Origin of the sequence: Aliirhizobium wenxiniae (assembly GCF_014201355.1) — a bacterium.
Lineage (GTDB): Bacteria > Pseudomonadota > Alphaproteobacteria > Rhizobiales > Rhizobiaceae > Neorhizobium > Neorhizobium wenxiniae.
The window spans coordinates 215,717-231,414 of the sequence record NZ_JACHEG010000002.1 but is presented as its reverse complement, the minus strand read 5'-3'; the positions used below and the strand labels follow the sequence as shown (position 1 = coordinate 231,414).

13 protein-coding genes and 1 other annotated feature are annotated in these 15,698 nt (G+C 59.3%); of the genes, 6 read left to right on the top strand and 7 right to left on the bottom strand.

The annotated features are described in order from the left end of the window. Nucleotides 1-43 precede the first annotated feature (43 nt). The gene (locus HNQ72_RS09100) at nucleotides 44-835 is read right to left on the bottom strand and encodes an AraC family transcriptional regulator (RefSeq protein ID WP_244654239.1); all 792 of its coding nucleotides are present in this window, start codon (nucleotides 833-835) and stop codon (nucleotides 44-46) included. A gap of 100 nt (nucleotides 836-935) precedes the next feature. On the opposite strand from HNQ72_RS09100, the gene HNQ72_RS09095 reads away from it, so the two are divergent. Continuing rightward, entirely contained in the window at nucleotides 936-1,343 is a 408-nt protein-coding gene (locus HNQ72_RS09095; protein ID WP_183991797.1) for a DUF2000 family protein, read from the top strand. A gap of 36 nt (nucleotides 1,344-1,379) precedes the next feature. Here the strand turns inward: HNQ72_RS09095 and rnd are convergent, their stop codons facing one another. The 4 genes from rnd to HNQ72_RS09075 all read right to left on the bottom strand — a co-directional run bounded on the left by rnd (nucleotide 1,380) and on the right by HNQ72_RS09075 (nucleotide 4,938). Beyond that, nucleotides 1,380-2,525, bottom strand: a complete 1,146-nt coding sequence (gene rnd, locus HNQ72_RS09090) for a ribonuclease D (RefSeq protein WP_183991795.1) — start codon at nucleotides 2,523-2,525, stop codon at nucleotides 1,380-1,382. A gap of 80 nt (nucleotides 2,526-2,605) precedes the next feature. Next, nucleotides 2,606-3,844 (bottom strand): MFS transporter, encoded by a 1,239-nt coding sequence (locus HNQ72_RS09085; RefSeq protein ID WP_183991793.1) that lies wholly within the window; start codon nucleotides 3,842-3,844, stop codon nucleotides 2,606-2,608. Between the two features lie 221 nt (nucleotides 3,845-4,065). Continuing rightward, a complete protein-coding gene (locus HNQ72_RS09080) occupies nucleotides 4,066-4,521 on the bottom strand; it encodes a DUF411 domain-containing protein (protein WP_244654240.1) in 456 nt (151 codons plus the stop codon). Nucleotides 4,522-4,566: 45 nt separating this feature from the next. Beyond that, a complete protein-coding gene (locus HNQ72_RS09075; RefSeq protein WP_183991791.1) occupies nucleotides 4,567-4,938 on the bottom strand; it encodes a hypothetical protein in 372 nt (123 codons plus the stop codon). A 246-nt stretch (nucleotides 4,939-5,184) separates the two neighbouring features. Between HNQ72_RS09075 and aspS the strand changes: the two genes are divergently transcribed. The 4 genes from aspS to HNQ72_RS09055 all read left to right on the top strand — a co-directional run bounded on the left by aspS (nucleotide 5,185) and on the right by HNQ72_RS09055 (nucleotide 11,494). Beyond that, nucleotides 5,185-6,975: an aspartate--tRNA ligase gene (gene aspS, locus HNQ72_RS09070; RefSeq protein ID WP_183991789.1), complete on the top strand. Its 1,791-nt coding sequence runs from the start codon at nucleotides 5,185-5,187 to the stop codon at nucleotides 6,973-6,975. Between the two features lie 196 nt (nucleotides 6,976-7,171). After that, on the top strand, nucleotides 7,172-9,277 hold the full coding sequence (locus tag HNQ72_RS09065; protein WP_373289331.1) for a methyl-accepting chemotaxis protein: 2,106 nt from the start codon (nucleotides 7,172-7,174) through the stop codon (nucleotides 9,275-9,277). Between the two features lie 173 nt (nucleotides 9,278-9,450). Beyond that, nucleotides 9,451-9,771, top strand: coding sequence for a DUF1236 domain-containing protein (locus HNQ72_RS09060; RefSeq protein WP_148145350.1), 321 nt, complete (start codon nucleotides 9,451-9,453; stop codon nucleotides 9,769-9,771). A gap of 116 nt (nucleotides 9,772-9,887) precedes the next feature. Next, nucleotides 9,888-9,945: a sequence feature (sul1 is cis-regulatory element that is thought to sense ions involved in sulfur or methionine metabolism; They are found in Alphaproteobacteria), on the top strand. A 67-nt stretch (nucleotides 9,946-10,012) separates the two neighbouring features. Continuing rightward, complete coding sequence (locus HNQ72_RS09055) at nucleotides 10,013-11,494, top strand: SulP family inorganic anion transporter (protein ID WP_210319555.1); 1,482 nt, start codon at nucleotides 10,013-10,015, stop codon at nucleotides 11,492-11,494. Between the two features lie 55 nt (nucleotides 11,495-11,549). On the opposite strand, the gene HNQ72_RS09050 is transcribed toward HNQ72_RS09055, so the two are convergent. After that, complete coding sequence (locus tag HNQ72_RS09050) at nucleotides 11,550-12,740, bottom strand: hypothetical protein (protein ID WP_183991786.1); 1,191 nt, start codon at nucleotides 12,738-12,740, stop codon at nucleotides 11,550-11,552. A gap of 193 nt (nucleotides 12,741-12,933) precedes the next feature. Here HNQ72_RS09050 and parC point away from each other — a divergent pair, with 193 nt between their 5' ends. Continuing rightward, nucleotides 12,934-15,189, top strand: coding sequence for a DNA topoisomerase IV subunit A (parC, locus tag HNQ72_RS09045; protein WP_183991784.1), 2,256 nt, complete (start codon nucleotides 12,934-12,936; stop codon nucleotides 15,187-15,189). Between the two features lie 53 nt (nucleotides 15,190-15,242). On the opposite strand, the gene HNQ72_RS09040 is transcribed toward parC, so the two are convergent. Continuing rightward, on the bottom strand, nucleotides 15,243-15,485 hold the full coding sequence (locus HNQ72_RS09040; RefSeq protein WP_183991782.1) for an AbrB/MazE/SpoVT family DNA-binding domain-containing protein: 243 nt from the start codon (nucleotides 15,483-15,485) through the stop codon (nucleotides 15,243-15,245). Nucleotides 15,486-15,698: the final 213 nt, after the last annotated feature.

Sequence of the window (15,698 nt, the reverse complement as noted above, 5' to 3'; positions counted from 1 at the left end):
ACTGGAATTTCAACGGGCCAGATCGCCGTGGATCGGGTTGTGATTATCGCGATCTGGTGCGCAAATCGTTCCAGCGGCCCGGTGTCATGCCGAAGGCTTTGCGGAAGTGCCGGGTAAAATGCGCCTGGTCGGAAAACCCCGCGTCGGCAGCGGTTTCGGCAAGTCCGGCACCGATCGACATCAGCCTTTTCGCCTGTTCCAGCCGACGCATGACGAGATAGCGGTGCGGGCTGGTGCCGAGAAGTCGGCGGAACTGCCGCGCCAGTTCATAACGGTCGAGGCCGGTAATCGTCTCCAGATCGTTCGAGCGTACCGTCTCGGCGCTGTGATCCTCAAGAAAATCGCGGGCGGACATAACTGCGGTTCGGGCCGTAGCCGTCACTACCTTGCGAGGCATGCCCGCCTGGCGCGAAAGGCCGGCGGCGATCCGCATCACTGAATCGTCGAGTGCGAGCGCATCCGGTTCATGATCCAGATCGTCGAGAATGTCGGCAAGTGCCTGCCAGAGGCCGGCATCCGCGACGACAGGATTTCCGACGAAAGGCAGCGCAGTGTGATGGCCTTCGACTGCCCCGATCAGTTCTGGCGGCAGATAGATCATCCGGTAGATAAGCCCGTCATCGGTGCCGGCCGCACCGTCATGCACTTCGTCCGGATGCAGGACGATGACATTGCCGGGATTGCTGAACCGTTCGGAACCTCGATAGCGGAATGTCTGCACGCCATGAAGCGTCAGTCCCAGCGCATAGGTATCGTGGCGGTGCGGTGAAAAGCCGTTTCCGTGAAAGCGCGCCTCGATACGCTCTACACCTCTGCTCGGCATGGCAACGCGCATGCCGTCTCGGAATTGCCCTTTGCACGAACGTTCAAGACCGTCTGCACCGGCAGCCGCTAAGTGTTCGGCTCTTTCGATACCCCGAATGGAGTTTTCCTGCATGTTCGATACCAAGATCGCGATTGTTGTCCGTGATGACCTCACCACCTGGCAGAAGCTCAACGTTACCGCATTTTTGACGAGCGGCATTATCGCTCAGTCACCGGCGATCATCGGCGAAGCATATCGGGACGTGGTGGATAATGTCTATAATCCACTGTCGATCCAGCCGATTGTCGTGCTTGGCGCTGATCAGCAGACGATGCGTGTAATCCACAAGCGCTCTCTGGAGCGCGAAGTCATCACATCAGCCTATATCGAAGAGATGTTCGCGACCGGTCACGATGCCGCCAATCGCGAGGTCTTCTCGCGGTTTGGCCCTGATGATGCCAAGCTGGTCGGCATCGCGCTGAGAGCAGAAAAGAAGGTGGTCGACAAGATCACCAAGGGCGCGAAGATGCATCCGTGACCGGCGATCGATCTTTCGGCTGAGAACTGGTCGAGCTTAAAGCTCGACCGCCTCGACCTTCTTGTTGACGAAGCGCAGTGCCACACCGCCTTCGATCAGTTTCAGCGCCGTGTCGCCGAACAGTTCCTTGCGCCAGCCGGAAAGTGCCGCCACGTTCGCATTTTCGCCTTCGGACGCGATCCTTTCCAGATCGTCCGTATTGGCGATGACCTTGGCGGCCACACCCTGCTTGTCGGAGATGAGCTTGAGCAGCACCTTCAACAATTCGACGGCGGCAGCAGTGCCTTCCGGCACATGGGTGTGCTTGGGCGGATGCGGCATGTCGGCCTTCGGCAGTGCGAGCGCGGCATTGACCGCTTCGACGATAGCTGTACCCGAGGCTGAACGCTCCCAGCCCTTGGGAATGGTGCGCAGGCGACCGAGCGCTTCGGTATCTTTCGGCTGCTGCTGCGCGATTTCGTAGATAGCGTCGTCCTTCAGCACCCGCGAACGCGGCACATTGCGGCTGCGGGCTTCGCGCTCGCGCCATGCGGCGACAAATTTCAGAATGGCAAGCTCGGTCGGCTTGCGCAGGCGGGCTTTAAGCCGCTGCCACGCGTCGTCCGGATGCAGGTCGTAGGTGGACGGGTTTTCGAGGATCGCCATTTCCTCGGTCAGCCAAAGCGCACGGCCTTCACGTTCCAGCTGTTCCTTGAGCGCCAGATAGACGTCGCGCAGATGGGTGACGTCGGCCAGTGCATAATCGAGCTGTTTTTCGGAAAGCGGCCGGCGGCTCCAGTCGGTGAAGCGGGATGACTTGTCGATATGGACGTTCTTGATGCGGCTGACGAGCTGGTCATAAGAGACGCTGTCGCCGAAACCGCAGACCATGGCGGCAACCTGAGTGTCGAAGATCGGATGCGGCACCAGTTTGCCGAGGTGGTGGACGATTTCGATATCCTGCCTTGCGGCATGGAAAACCTTCACCACTGCTGGGTTCGCCATCAGCTCGAAGAAGGGCGCAAGATCCAGCCCTTTTGCCAGCGGATCGACGAGGACCTCCATGTCCGGGCTTGCCATCTGGATCAGGCAGAGTTCCGGCCAGAACGTCGTTTCCCTCAGAAACTCCGTGTCGATGGTGATGAAATCCGATTGCGCCAGCTTGGCGCAGGCGTCTTGAAGAGCTGCGGTTGTTTCGATCATTGGTCCGTTCACGTGCGGTGTTCAACCTTCCTTTCCCTTTGAGCCGCGCATGTCAAGACCGGGAGAGGCTCGCTGAGGTGTTAGTCCCTGCCATCTTTTTCAGGCGGTGCCGCCAGCCGGTTGAAATAGGCGGATGTGCGCAAAAGGGCGCGGAAGCGGGAATGCCGCTCCGATGGCGGCACGGGCGGCCTTACCCCCATGCGCATGATGGTGAAGATCAGAAAACCGGCAAAGATGAAGGACGTATAGGCAAAAAAGGCGCGTGGGCCGAGATACTGGAGCAGTGTGGCCGCTAGCAGCGGGCCGACGATCGCGCCGACCGACCAGAAGAACAGCAGGCCGGCGGCAACCAGCGCATATTGCCCCGGCTTTGCATGGTCGTTGCCATGTGCCGAACACAGCGAATAGAGCGGCATGGAAAACGCGCCGAACAGGAAAACGGCAATGATGTTGGCCGTCTCGTTGGTGCCGGCGCCGAAGGAGAGATAACCGCCGGTCAGGATCGAACCGATCGTTGCCCAGACGATCACGCGCCGTCTGTCCAGCTTGTCGGAATAAAGGCCGAGCGGATATTGCAAAACCACGCCGCCGATGATGCCGGCGCTCATGAAGGTCGCAATCGACGTGATATCCATGCCGATCTCATGCGCATAGACCGGCCCGATATTGCGGAAGGCCGCCATGGAGAGACCTACGGCGACGACGCCCACGACGGCCAGCGGCGAGATCCGCCAGACTTCCTTGAGGTCGAAGGCCACGGCATCCGGCGGAGCAGGACTGGATTTGTCGGCAACGGAAATCGGCACGAGCGATAACGTCATGGCGATTGTAATGATGGCAAAGATCGCCTGTCCTTCGATGCCGACAGTTGGGATGAGATATTGAGCGAAGGTGACAGAGCCGAGATCGACGAAACGATAGATCGAAAGCGTTCTGGCTCTGTTTTCGTTCGTCACCTTGGCATTGATCCAGCTTTCGACCGTTGCAAAAAGGCTGGCGACCGCAATGCCGATCAGGAAACGCAGCAATGCCCATGCGACGGGATCGATCACCTGCGCCATGACGACGGAGCAGGAGGCTCCGATCGCGGCCATTGCCGCAAAGGTTCGGATATGTCCGATCGACCGCAACAACCGCGAGACATAGATGCAGCCGACCGCGAAGCCGACGCTATATCCCGCGCCGATCACGCCGATGACCGTGGGCGTGAAGCCTTCGGCCGTGCCGCGCAGCGCGATATAGGTGCCCTGAAGCCCGTTTCCACCGATCAGGATGCCTGCGGTGACGAGAAGGGGCACGAGGGGGCGTATATGGGACATGAAGGGAATCTTTACGCGGGGGTGTCGCTAAAGCTGTAGCGTGATGCGCATGGAAACGACAGGCCGGAAATGACTTAAGCTGACAACGCCGTGTGAAAATTGCGCGCCCTGCCGATAAACGTGGTGTTCAAACCTTGAATGTCACTCGCCCTCGGCCTTGTATGGGAAGGGTAAGGGCGAATGTTCGAGTGCAGATACCGATCGGGGCAGGACGACCGCTGTTACGGTCTGATCTCCATGTAGACCGACTGGCTACCGTCCTTGTTGAGGGCGATGACATCATAGGATGCCGACGAATCCTCACCCATCCCCAATGAGCCGCTCGGCATGCCGGGAACGGCGATGCCGGTGATCTCGGGACGCTCCGCCAGCACACGATTGACGGCTTCGAGCGGCACATGGCCTTCGAACACATAGCCGTCCGCTACGGCCGTGTGGCAGCTCCAGGCGTCTTCCGGCACTTTGTAACCGGCCTTTAATGCGTCCATGTGCTCGACATTTTCCATGCGAAGCGGGATGCCGGATGTTTTCAGCGCCTCGGCCCATGCTTCGCAGCAGCCGCAATAGGGGCTTTTGTAGACCACCATTTCCGCGGCCATAGCGCCAGTGGCAATAAAGGACGCAGCACTCATGACTGCGAAGGCGAGCGATCTCGCCGCAAATTTCTGTCTGTTCACGATAATCTCCTTGGGATCGGCGAACGAATGTTTCGCTTCGGGCGGTCAGGCCGCCTGAGGGTGATCAATCGGAGATTTGGGAGGAGGCGAGGCGGGTTCATTGTGCAGCGAAGACAATGTTACGTCCCGCGGCAGAGCGTAAGCCAGTGAACGGGATGGCTGAATTGCAGACGGGCAATCCGGGAGAATGGCGGCCGTGACCGATTGCACCTGGCAGGATGCAAGCGCGCATCCTGCTTTGGAGCACTGTATCTCGATCTGGTGGCCGTCTACCGGTGTAAGCCCGCGATGCAGGGTGAGTTCGGCATGGCTGGCATGGATATGGTCCCGTGCCGGTTGTGCACCATAGATGGCCGGCCCTCGCGCCAGAAACAGCGCGGCCAGAAGCATCAGCATGACCGGGACAAACTTGACCATGGATCGATAATCGCACCCTTGGCCTGAACAATGAAGAGGCGGCGAAGGGACATAAGTACGCAGCCTTATGATGGCCTGAAGCTTGGCGGATGCCGACTATCATGTGCTAAGCGGGCTTGCCGAGGCATTGCAACCTTGACAAATCGGAGCACACATGCGCTTTTCGCGCCGATTTTCCATGCGATCGGCGGCCGTGCTTTGCACGCCATAAAAGCCGTTCCCAAGCATCAGTCCAGGATTGAAGTCATGCATCGTTACCGCAGCCACACCTGTGCAGCCCTCCGCAAGTCGGATGTCGGCTCCAATGTCCGCATCTCCGGCTGGGTCCATCGTGTACGAGATCATGGCGGCGTGCTCTTCGTCGACCTTCGCGACCATTACGGCATGACCCAAGTGGTCTGCGACCCGGACAGCCCGGCTTTCAAGACGGCTGAAGTCGTTCGCGGCGAATGGGTCATCCGCATCGACGGCACTGTCAAGGCGCGTTCGGAAGACACCGTCAACAAGAACATGGCGACCGGCGAGATCGAACTCTACGCCAAGGAAATCGAGGTTCTGTCGGCTGCCAAGGAACTGCCGCTGCCGGTCTTCGGCGAGCCGGAATATCCGGAAGACGTGCGCCTGAAGTACCGCTTCCTCGATCTGCGCCGCGAAACTCTGCACAAGAACATCGTCAAGCGCACCCAGATCATCGCCGCCATGCGCCGCGAAATGACGATCGGCGGTTTCACCGAATATTCGACGCCGATCCTGACCGCGTCCTCGCCGGAAGGCGCACGCGACTTCCTCGTGCCGTCGCGTATCCATCCCGGCAAGTTCTTCGCCCTGCCGCAGGCTCCGCAGCAGTACAAGCAGCTGATGATGGTTGCCGGTTTCGACCGTTATTTCCAGATCGCTCCGTGCTTCCGCGACGAAGACCCGCGCGCCGACCGCCTGCCGGGCGAATTCTACCAGCTCGACCTCGAAATGAGCTTCGTCACCCAGGAAGAAGTCTGGGAAACGATGGAGCCGGTCATGCGCGGCATCTTCGAAGAGTTTGCCGAAGGCAAGCCGGTCACCAAGGAATTCCCGCGCATCCCGTATGACGTCGCGATCCGCAAATACGGTTCCGACAAGCCGGACCTGCGCAACCCGATCGAGATGGAAGCGGTTACCGAGCATTTCGCCGGTTCCGGCTTCAAGGTCTTCGCCGGCATGGTCGCTTCGAACCCGAAGGTTGAAGTCTGGGCAATCCCGGCAAAGACCGGCGGTAGCCGCGCATTCTGTGACCGCATGAACGCCTGGGCGCAGCAGCAGGGCCAGCCGGGCCTCGGCTACATCTTCTGGAAGGAAGAAGAAGGCAAGGTTGTCGGCTCCGGTCCGCTCGCCAAGAACATCGGCGAAGAGCGTACGGCAGCGATTGCAGCGCAGCTCGGCCTCGAAGCGGGCGATGCCTGCTTCTTCGTCGCCGGCGAACCGGAGAAGTTTTACAAGTTCGCAGGCGAAGCCCGTAACCGTGCTGCCGACGAACTGGGTCTGGCCAACAAGGACCAGTTCGCGCTGTGCTGGATCGTCGACTTCCCGTTCTTCGAATACAACGAAGAAGACAAGAAGATCGACTTCGCCCACAACCCGTTCTCGATGCCGCAGGGCGGCCTTGAAGCACTGGAAAACCAGGATCCGTTGACGATCAAGGCCTACCAGTACGACATGGTCTGCAACGGCTTCGAAATCGCCTCGGGTTCGATTCGTAACCAGCTGCCGGAAGTCATGGTCAAGGCCTTCGAAATGGTCGGCCTTTCCCAGCAGGACGTGGAAGATCGCTTCGGCGGCCTCTACCGCGCCTTCCAGTACGGTGCGCCTCCGCACGGTGGCATGGCAGCCGGCGTCGACCGCGTCGTCATGCTCCTGACCGGTGCCAAGAACCTGCGCGAAATCACGCTGTTCCCGATGAACCAGCAGGCACAGGATCTTCTGATGGGCGCCCCGTCGGAAGCTACCCCGACGCAGCTGCGCGAACTGGCGATCCGCCCGATCCCGCCGGTTAAGAAGGACTGATTTCAGTCCTCCGATTTGAACATTATCAAGTAATCTCGACGGCGGCCCTAGGGTCGCCGTTTTGCATAGCTGTGCAATGCGAAGTTGCATTGCTGCATTGCAAAATTGGGAACAACTTTTAATCTTCTGATTGAGGTTTATTTAAACCCTGACAGGCAGTTATCGCGGCATATTCATTTGCCTCGGGATTAACGACTTGGCCTTGTTTTCTCATCTGCGTATTTCTCACCGTGTGCTTTTGCTCGCCGTTATGGCTCTCGTCGGCATCATGGCCATTTCGGCGATTTTTCTTGGCCAGAGACAAATCGAGGCAAGTTATCGGGCTACTGCGGACGCGCTGACGGAAAGACAGGCGGAGGTCTCCATGATGTCCGCGAGCGTGAGCGACAGCCTGCTTTGGGAGCAGTATTTCCTGCTGAACAAGGACATCGCGGCGGTAGAGAAGTTTCAAACGGCGATTGCGGGTGTTCATACCCGGCTCGATGGGCTGAGGTCTTCGGCAATCGGTGAGCTTACTGCCAATCTCGACCGGTTGGGTGAGGGGCTTACGGCCTATGAGGCCGCCTTTGCAACGCTGGTAAAAGACAATCAGGATCTTGGGCTAGACCAGAATAACGGCCTTGAGGGCGCCATGCGCTCCGCCGTACACTCGATCGAGGATCGCCTTCAGTCTGTCGAGGATGTAGCCATTCGCGCCAGCATGTTGATGATGCGGCGACACGAGAAGGATTTCATCCTGCGTCGTGATGCTGGCTATCTCGAAAAGCATGCAGCAGAGGCGGAGACCTTTACCGTTCTGGTCAAGCAGGCTTTTCGTCCGGGCGCGCAGCGCAGCCGGGTCATGGATGCATTGGAAGTTTATCGGACGGCTTTCAAACTTTATGCAGATGGCAGCTTGAAGGAGGCAAAGTCGGAAGCCGACGTGTCTGAAGCCTACCGGGCGCTCGAACCGCAGGTCGCAGCTGTCCGCGTAGCCAATGAGACGCGACGGGCTGAAACACTGGCCGAGAACGAGCTGGTTGCGGAACGCAATCTCATCATCGTCGCCGCACTTCTTCTTGGCGCCATCGCCATGTTGACCGCAGGCGTCTGGCTGATCGGGCGTTCGATCACCGGCCCGGTCGTCGCCATGACGGGAGCCATGCGCAGGCTGGCCGATGGCCAGACGGATATCACCATCCCGGCGCTGCACTGTCGCAATGAATTCGGTGCGATGGCCGAGGCACTCGATACTTTCCGCGAGGCTGCCATTGCCAACAGGCGGCTTGAGCAGGAGGCTACAGAGGCTCGTGCCAATGCCGAGGACGAACGCAAGCGCATGCACGAGGAAGCGGAAGCCGAAGCGCGCAGGATACTTCAGCAGGCAACGCGTGGCCTCGCCGGCGGTCTGCAGCGCCTGGCCGAGGGTGATCTGTCCTTCACGCTGTCGGAGCCTTTCGCTCCCGATTTCGAGGCGCTTAGAAGCGACCTTAACCAGACTGTGGCTCGCCTTGCGGATGTGATGACGGAAATCGCCCATGCGAGCGGCTCGATCGAAGGCGGAAGCCGCGAGATCGCAGGCAGTGCCGATGATCTCTCCCGCCGCACGGAACAGCAGGCGGCTTCGCTTGAGGAGACAGCAGCAGCTCTGGACGAGATTACCGCCAATGTCGGCAACTCGTCGCGCCGCTCGCAGGAGGCACATGGCCTTGCAAGCGAGGCGAACACGGCGGCGGAGCATACGCGGGGCCTCGTCTCGAATGCGCTGGATGCCATGCAGCGTATAGAAGGATCCTCCGCAAGGATTTCAGGTATCATCGGAGTGATCGATGAGATCGCTTTCCAGACCAACCTGTTGGCGCTGAACGCCGGTGTCGAGGCCGCAAGGGCAGGGGACGCGGGTCGCGGCTTTGCGGTCGTGGCGCAGGAGGTGCGGGCACTCGCCAGCCGCTCGGCCGATGCCGCACGCGAGATCAAGCAGCTCATCCGGATTTCGGCGGACGAGGTGAAGGATGGTGTCCGTTCCGTGCGTGATACCGGCGAAGCCCTGACCGGGATCAGCAGGCGCATTGAGGCGATCAATGTTCAGGTCGAGGCGATAGCGGTTTCCGCTCGGGAACAGTCGGTTGGACTGGGGGAGATCAACAGTGCAGTCAATCTGCTCGATCAGGGCACCCAGCAGAACGCGGCGATGGTCGAGGAAAACAATGCGGCAAGTGCGCTTCTGATGACGGAGGCACAGCGGCTGCGCGAGCTCGTTGGCATGTTCCGCCTGACGTCCAGGCAGCAAATGGATCGGCGTCTCGACAGCCAAGCCGCCTGACCGTATCCAAGTCTCCGGCGAAGTTCAGACTGTTCGAATTGCCCGTTCGGGCAGGATCGTATGTATTGCTGCAGTTTTGCCATGGTTTCTGCCACAATTAAGGCAGTTAAAAATGCGGAACCATCTCATCCCGACCGTGTTGTTACTGCCAGCAGAAGCAAGGGAGAAACAACATGCGTAAGTTCCTGCTGGCCGTATCCGCGGCCTCGATGGCTTTTTCCGGTGTGGCTTTCGCCCAAACCACCGTGATCACCCAGGATCCGGTGACCACCAATTCCACGGTCGTGCTGCCCGGTGAAGTGCGCACCTACGTGATGGAACAGCCGATCGAATCCGTGCCTTATGAAGGCGATGTACTGGTCGGGCGGGTATTGCCCGATACTGTCGAAGTCCGCCCGGTTCAGGGCTATGACAATTACGGTTACACCATCGTCAATGAGCGACGTGTGATCGTCGATCCCCAGACCCACACGGTGATCCAGGTTCTCGAGTAAAATCGATAGTACCGTTTCAGATCGACCGGAAATCATAGCCCGGAAGGTTGAAGCCTTCCGGGCTATGTCATTTTTTGTTGCTGCTTCTCGCAGCCGCGTCTAAACAGCACACACCACAAGGACTCGGGTGAAACTCCCGGGTGGCTCTTCCGGCCGCCGATCCGCCGGACAACGCAAAGCATCAGCCGTTTTCACACCCCGGATATTTCCTGCGGCGATGCGCGAATGTGTGCGATTTTCCATGACAAGTTTGACCAATTACCGCCGTGAGTGGTTCTCCAATATCCGTGGCGATGTTCTTTCCGGCATCGTCGTCGCTCTGGCCCTTATCCCGGAAGCTGTGGGTTTTTCCGTCATTGCCGGTGTCGACCCCAAGATTGGGTTATTCGCTTCCGTAGCGATCGCCTGCACCACAGCCATTACCGGCGGCCGCCCCGCGATGATCTCCGCCGCAACCGCAGCCACGGCCGTCCTGATGGGGCCGCTGGTGAAGGAGCACGGCATCGAATATCTCTTCGCCGCAACATTGCTGATGGGCGTGCTGCAGATCATCGCCGGCATGTTGAAGCTTGGCCGGCTGATGCGCTTCGTCTCGAAGTCGGTTATGACCGGTTTCGTCAATTCGCTGGCGGTCCTCATCTTCACGGCCCAGCTGCCGCAGCTGATCGGCGTTCCCGCGGTCACCTATCCGCTGATCGCGCTGGCGCTCGCTGTTATCTATCTGTTTCCCTATCTGACCAAGGCCGTGCCGTCGCCGCTTGTCGCCATCGTCGTCGTGACGATCGTGACGCTGAGTTTTGGCATCGATGTCCGGACCGTCGCCGATCTCGGTGAAATGCCGACCGCACTTCCGGTCTTTGCGCTTCCCATGGTGCCGCTGACATTCGAGACGCTGCAGATCATCTTCCCCTATTCGCTGGCGCTTGCCGCGGTCGGGTTGCTGGAGTCATTGCTGACCGCGCAGATCGTCGACGACATGACCGATACGGTCAGCAGCAAGAGCCGCGAATGCGTCGGGCAGGGCACGGGCAATATAGTCTCCGGTCTGTTCGGCGGCATGGGTGGCTGCGCAATGATCGGTCAATCGGTAATCAACGTCTCTTCGGGTGGCCGCGGACGCCTCTCCACCTTCGTTGCCGGTGCCTTCCTGCTGATCCTGCTTCTGGTCCTTGATGATATCCTGCGCATCGTGCCGGTCGCGGCGCTGGTGGCGATCATGATCATGGTGTCGATCGGCACATTTTCGTGGAAGTCGATCGTCGATCTGAAGCGCCATCCCGGCACGTCATCCATCGTCATGCTGGCGACAGTTGCCGTCGTGCTTTTCACCCACGATCTGTCCAAGGGCGTGATAGTCGGCGTGCTGCTGTCGGGCGTGTTCTTCGCCGGCAAGGTGGCGCGCATGTTCAAGGTGTCGTCGAGGCTGGAGGACGCATCGCGGATTTATGAGGTTGAGGGGCAGATTTTCTTCGCCTCGACCCATTCGCTACTTCAGGCTTTCGATTTCGAAGAGAAACCTGAACATGTGACGATCGATGTTAGCCGCGCCCATCTTTGGGATATTTCGGCTGTCGATGCACTCGACCAGATCGTCCTGAAGTTCCGCCGCCGGGGCGCCGAGGTCGAGGTGAGGGGAGCCAATGAGGCCAGCGCCAGCATGATCGATCGTTTCGCTCTCCACGACAAGGAGCATGCCTCTCTCGCGCCGTCTCCGGCGCACTGACGCAAAAAAAGCCCGGAGGTGCGCTCCGGGCTTTTACAATCCTGAGATGACGATATCAGTCGTTTGCCTTGACCGTTACGCCGAGCACCTGCGGCAGCGTGTTCGGGGCGCCCATGCCAGCGCCGAGGATCATCGGGAAGGGAACCGGGCTTTGCGGCTGGGCTGTGATCGTCAGGCTGCCGGGATTGTCCAGATAGGTGTTGACCGCCTGGCTAAGCGCGTTCTGCAGTTCCGGAACGTTGTATTGGGCAAGCACGATCGGCGTCATCGCCTTGATCATCTGGGCGAGCTGGTCGCCGCTCGTGCCCTGCTGCTTGCCGACGACATCCAGTGCCTTTTCGGTAATTCCGTCATCCGCAAAGCTGATCATTGCGCTGTTGAAGGTCAGGCGCTGCATCAGACCGAGCATGGCGAGGTTGGCGGCCTGCTCGGCTTCCTGCTTGTTCGGATTGGCTTCCATCGCACGCGCCGTTTCATTGGCGGAGCGGACAAAATCGAGCGTGTAGCCGGAGAGGCTGAAAGCCATGTCGAGCTTGCCGATATTGGCGAAGTCGAACGCATATTCCTCGATTGCCAGCGTGCCGGGTTCCAGGTCCCAGCTTCCGGTCATGCTGACCTTGCCGTCGAGCGAGGTGACGCCGAGGTCCGAGATCGTCTGTTTCGTGGCCGGATCGTCGATCGTACCGAGATCAGCCTTGATGTCGGCGACCTGCAGGTCGAAGCTGATCTTCTTGTCGTCGTTGGACACATCCGTGGTCAGCTTCGACGATCCGATCGATGCGACGCTCTTGCCGTCGAGCTTGATCTCCATCGGGCCGGTCGTTGCCTCGTCATAGAGCAATACCGAATCCAGTGAATTGCCGGTGGTGCTGGCAGGCACGGTAACGCCGCTCATGACGATGTCGGAGGCGCGGATTTCGGTCTTTTCCTGCCGCACGTCGACATTCTCGAATGTCACGGTCTCGATCGTATAGCCACCGGCATCCTCTTCCACGCCTTCCATCTCGATCGTGCCGAGCGGCAGGCTGCCCTGGCCTGTGCCGGCTTCGAAACGGCTGTTTCTGAGCGTGACGTTGGAACCGTTGACCTCCACGGATCCCGGCACAATGCCTGCACCCTGCTGCATGTAGAGGGCGCCGTTGAGCTTCTTGACCAGATCGTTTCCATCAAGCGCCAGGGCAGGTGTGCCGAGTGCAATGAGGGTCGTTCCGGCTGCAAGCAGCCTGATTGAGGAAGAGTAACGCATGAAAAGCCTCCTGCGGCAGAAAACTGCCCGTGAAATCAAACGCATTTATAGGTCTGGTGGATGAAACGTCCATTGCTTTGTGACGAAGGGCTTGAGCCATTTTTGTGACGCCCTTATCAAAGCGTTAGTTTCTCCACAGGCTGATATCCCCGGCTTTGTTGCTGAAAAGCGGGCTTTGAGCTAGTCAAAGCCCATGGGACAGATCGTGAATCCGCCCGGCGACGACGGCGGCGACAACATTTTACCGGTGGACCTCAAGGCAGCGCTCGAAGAGCGCTATCTCGCCTATGCGCTATCCACCATCATGCACCGCGCGCTGCCGGACGTTCGTGACGGCTTGAAGCCCGTTCATCGCCGCATCGTTTATGCGATGAGCGAGATGGGCCTTCGCCCCAACACCGCCTTCCGCAAATGCGCGAAGATCGTCGGCGAAGTGATGGGTAACTATCACCCGCATGGCGACCAGGCGATCTACGATGCGCTGGCGCGCCTGGCGCAGGATTTCTCGCTGCGCTATCCGCTCGTCAACGGCCAGGGCAATTTCGGCAATATCGACGGCGATAGCCCCGCTGCGATGCGTTACACCGAAAGCAAGATGACGGCGGTGGCCGAGCTCCTGCTGGAAGGCATCGATCAGGACGCCGTCGATTTCCGCGATACCTATGACGAAAGCAATTCGGAGCCGACGGTTCTTCCGGGCGCCTTCCCGAACCTGCTCGCCAATGGCGCGACGGGTATCGCGGTCGGCATGGCGACATCCATCCCGCCGCATAACGCCCATGAGCTTTGCGACGCGGCGCTTCACCTGATCAGGCACCCTGATGCGACCGTCGAGAAGCTGGTCGATTTCGTGCCCGGCCCGGATCTTCCGACCGGCGGCATCATCATCGACAGCCGTGAATCGATCATCGAGAGCTACAGGACCGGCCGCGGCGGTTTCCGTGTCCGTGCCAAGTGGGAAGTGGAAGATCTCGGTCGTGGCGGTTATCAGATCGTCGTCACCGAAATTCCCTATCAGGTACAGAAATCGCGCCTGATCGAAAAGATCGCCGAACTGCTGATTGCTCGCAAGCTTCCGCTGCTCGACGATATCCGCGATGAATCGGCGGAAGACGTGCGCATCGTCATCGTGCCGAAGAGCCGTACCGTCGATGCGACGCTGCTGATGGAATCGATGTTCAAGCTGACCGAGCTTGAAAGCCGCATTCCGCTCAACATGAACGTGCTGTCCATGGGCCGCGTGCCCAAGGTCATGGCACTGAACGAAGTGCTGGTCGAATGGCTGGCACATCGCAAGGACGTGCTCGTTCGCCGTTCGCGCCATCGTCTGGCTGCGATCGATCGGCGTTTGGAGATCCTGGGCGGTTTGCTGATTGCCTATCTCAACATCGACGAAGTGATCCGCATCATCCGTGAAGAGGATGAGCCAAAGCCGGTCATGGTCGAGCGTTGGTCTCTGACCGATCTCCAGGTGGAATCGATCCTCAACATGCGGCTGCGCAATTTGCGCAAGCTCGAGGAATTCGAGATCCGCACCGAGAACGACAAGCTGACCAAGGAAAAGGCCGACATCGAGGCGCTGCTCGCATCCGACGAGAAGCAGTGGCGGATGATCGAGGTCGAGATCCAGGACGTCAAGAAGACCTATGCCAAGGCGACCGAACTCGGCCGCCGCCGCACCCAGTTTGCCGAAGCGCCGGAAGCCGATATCGAAGCCATCCAGCAGGCGATGATCGAAAAGGAACCGATCACCGTCATCATCTCGCAGAAGGGCTGGATCCGTGCGCTGAAAGGTCATGTGGCCGATACGTCGAGCCTCACCTTCAAGGAAGGTGACGGGCCGAAGATCGCTTTCCCAGCCCAAACGACAGACAAGCTTCTCCTCGTGACGACCGGTGGCAAGGCTTATACGCTCGGAGGCGACAAGCTGCCGGGTGGTCGCGGCCATGGCGAGCCGATCCGTATCATGGTCGATATGGAAAACGATCAGGACATCCTGACCGCCTTCGTGCATGACGCAAATCGCAAGATGATCATCGCCTCGACCGCCGGCTACGGCTTCATTGTCGCCGAGAGCGAGATGGTCGCCAATACCCGCAAGGGCAAGCAGGTGATGAATGTCGGCATGCCGGACGAGACGAAGCTCGTCGTGCCAGTTTCGGGCGATCACGTGGCGATCGTCGGCGAAAACCGCAAGATGGTGGTCTTCCCGCTCGAGCAACTGCCGGAAATGACCCGCGGCAAGGGTGTGCGCCTGCAGCGCTACAAGGATGGCGGCATTTCCGACATCAAGTGCTTTGCCATGGACGCCGGTCTTTCCTGGGAAGACAGCGCCGGCCGTGCCTTCAACCGCACGAAGGACGAGCTGCTCGAATGGATGGGTGATCGCGCTTCGGCCGGACGTACCGTTCCAAAGGGTTTTCCACGCAGCGGAAAATTTGCTGGCTGATGTGAAGCCACTGAAATCTGGCGCCGTTCATCATTCCTGATGGGCGGCGCCTTTTAATGTCTGGCCAGTTCCTTGAGTGCCGTGAGGTAGTTTCTCATCGCGGTTCCATTCGTCAGAGAAAAGGATCTAGGCTCCTCGCTTTCCTCGTCATGCGGTGCGATGAATTCGAGATGAACCTGATCGGAGCGGATCTCGATAAGATCCCCTTCCTTCCAACCTAGCTTATCAAGATGCTCCTGCGGCAACATGATGCCGCATCTGTCCCCGATCCTCTGGATCGTCACTGTCTCGCCCATACCGCCCTCCACGGATTGAGCTGAGACGATATCACGTTTTCGGGGGCTGCGATATCGTTTCGGCTATGATCGGCGCCTACGCGGGATAGGGAACGCAGTGGTCGCGAAGAAAGCGAGTTGCGCCATCCTCGTCGATATTCCAGGCGGCAAGGGAGCGGACGAAGGAAACAGGATCACTTCATCAGTTTCGATGGCGAAACTGTTGTCCATCAG

Bases quoted from the DNA above. Each gene is read 5' to 3' on its own strand.
- HNQ72_RS09100 (WP_244654239.1), bottom strand. From the start codon at position 835: ATGCGCGTTGCCATGCCGAGCAGAGGTGTAGAGCGTATCGAGGCGCGC.
- HNQ72_RS09095 (WP_183991797.1), top strand. From the start codon at position 936: ATGTTCGATACCAAGATCGCGATTGTTGTCCGTGATGACCTCACCACC.
- rnd (WP_183991795.1), bottom strand. From the start codon at position 2,525: ATGATCGAAACAACCGCAGCTCTTCAAGACGCCTGCGCCAAGCTGGCG.
- HNQ72_RS09085 (WP_183991793.1), bottom strand. From the start codon at position 3,844: ATGTCCCATATACGCCCCCTCGTGCCCCTTCTCGTCACCGCAGGCATC.
- HNQ72_RS09075 (WP_183991791.1), bottom strand. From the start codon at position 4,938: ATGGTCAAGTTTGTCCCGGTCATGCTGATGCTTCTGGCCGCGCTGTTT.
- aspS (WP_183991789.1), top strand. From the start codon at position 5,185: ATGCATCGTTACCGCAGCCACACCTGTGCAGCCCTCCGCAAGTCGGAT.
- HNQ72_RS09060 (WP_148145350.1), top strand. From the start codon at position 9,451: ATGCGTAAGTTCCTGCTGGCCGTATCCGCGGCCTCGATGGCTTTTTCC.
- HNQ72_RS09055 (WP_210319555.1), top strand. From the start codon at position 10,013: ATGACAAGTTTGACCAATTACCGCCGTGAGTGGTTCTCCAATATCCGT.
- HNQ72_RS09050 (WP_183991786.1), bottom strand. From the start codon at position 12,740: ATGCGTTACTCTTCCTCAATCAGGCTGCTTGCAGCCGGAACGACCCTC.
- parC (WP_183991784.1), top strand. From the start codon at position 12,934: ATGGGACAGATCGTGAATCCGCCCGGCGACGACGGCGGCGACAACATT.
- HNQ72_RS09040 (WP_183991782.1), bottom strand. From the start codon at position 15,485: ATGGGCGAGACAGTGACGATCCAGAGGATCGGGGACAGATGCGGCATC.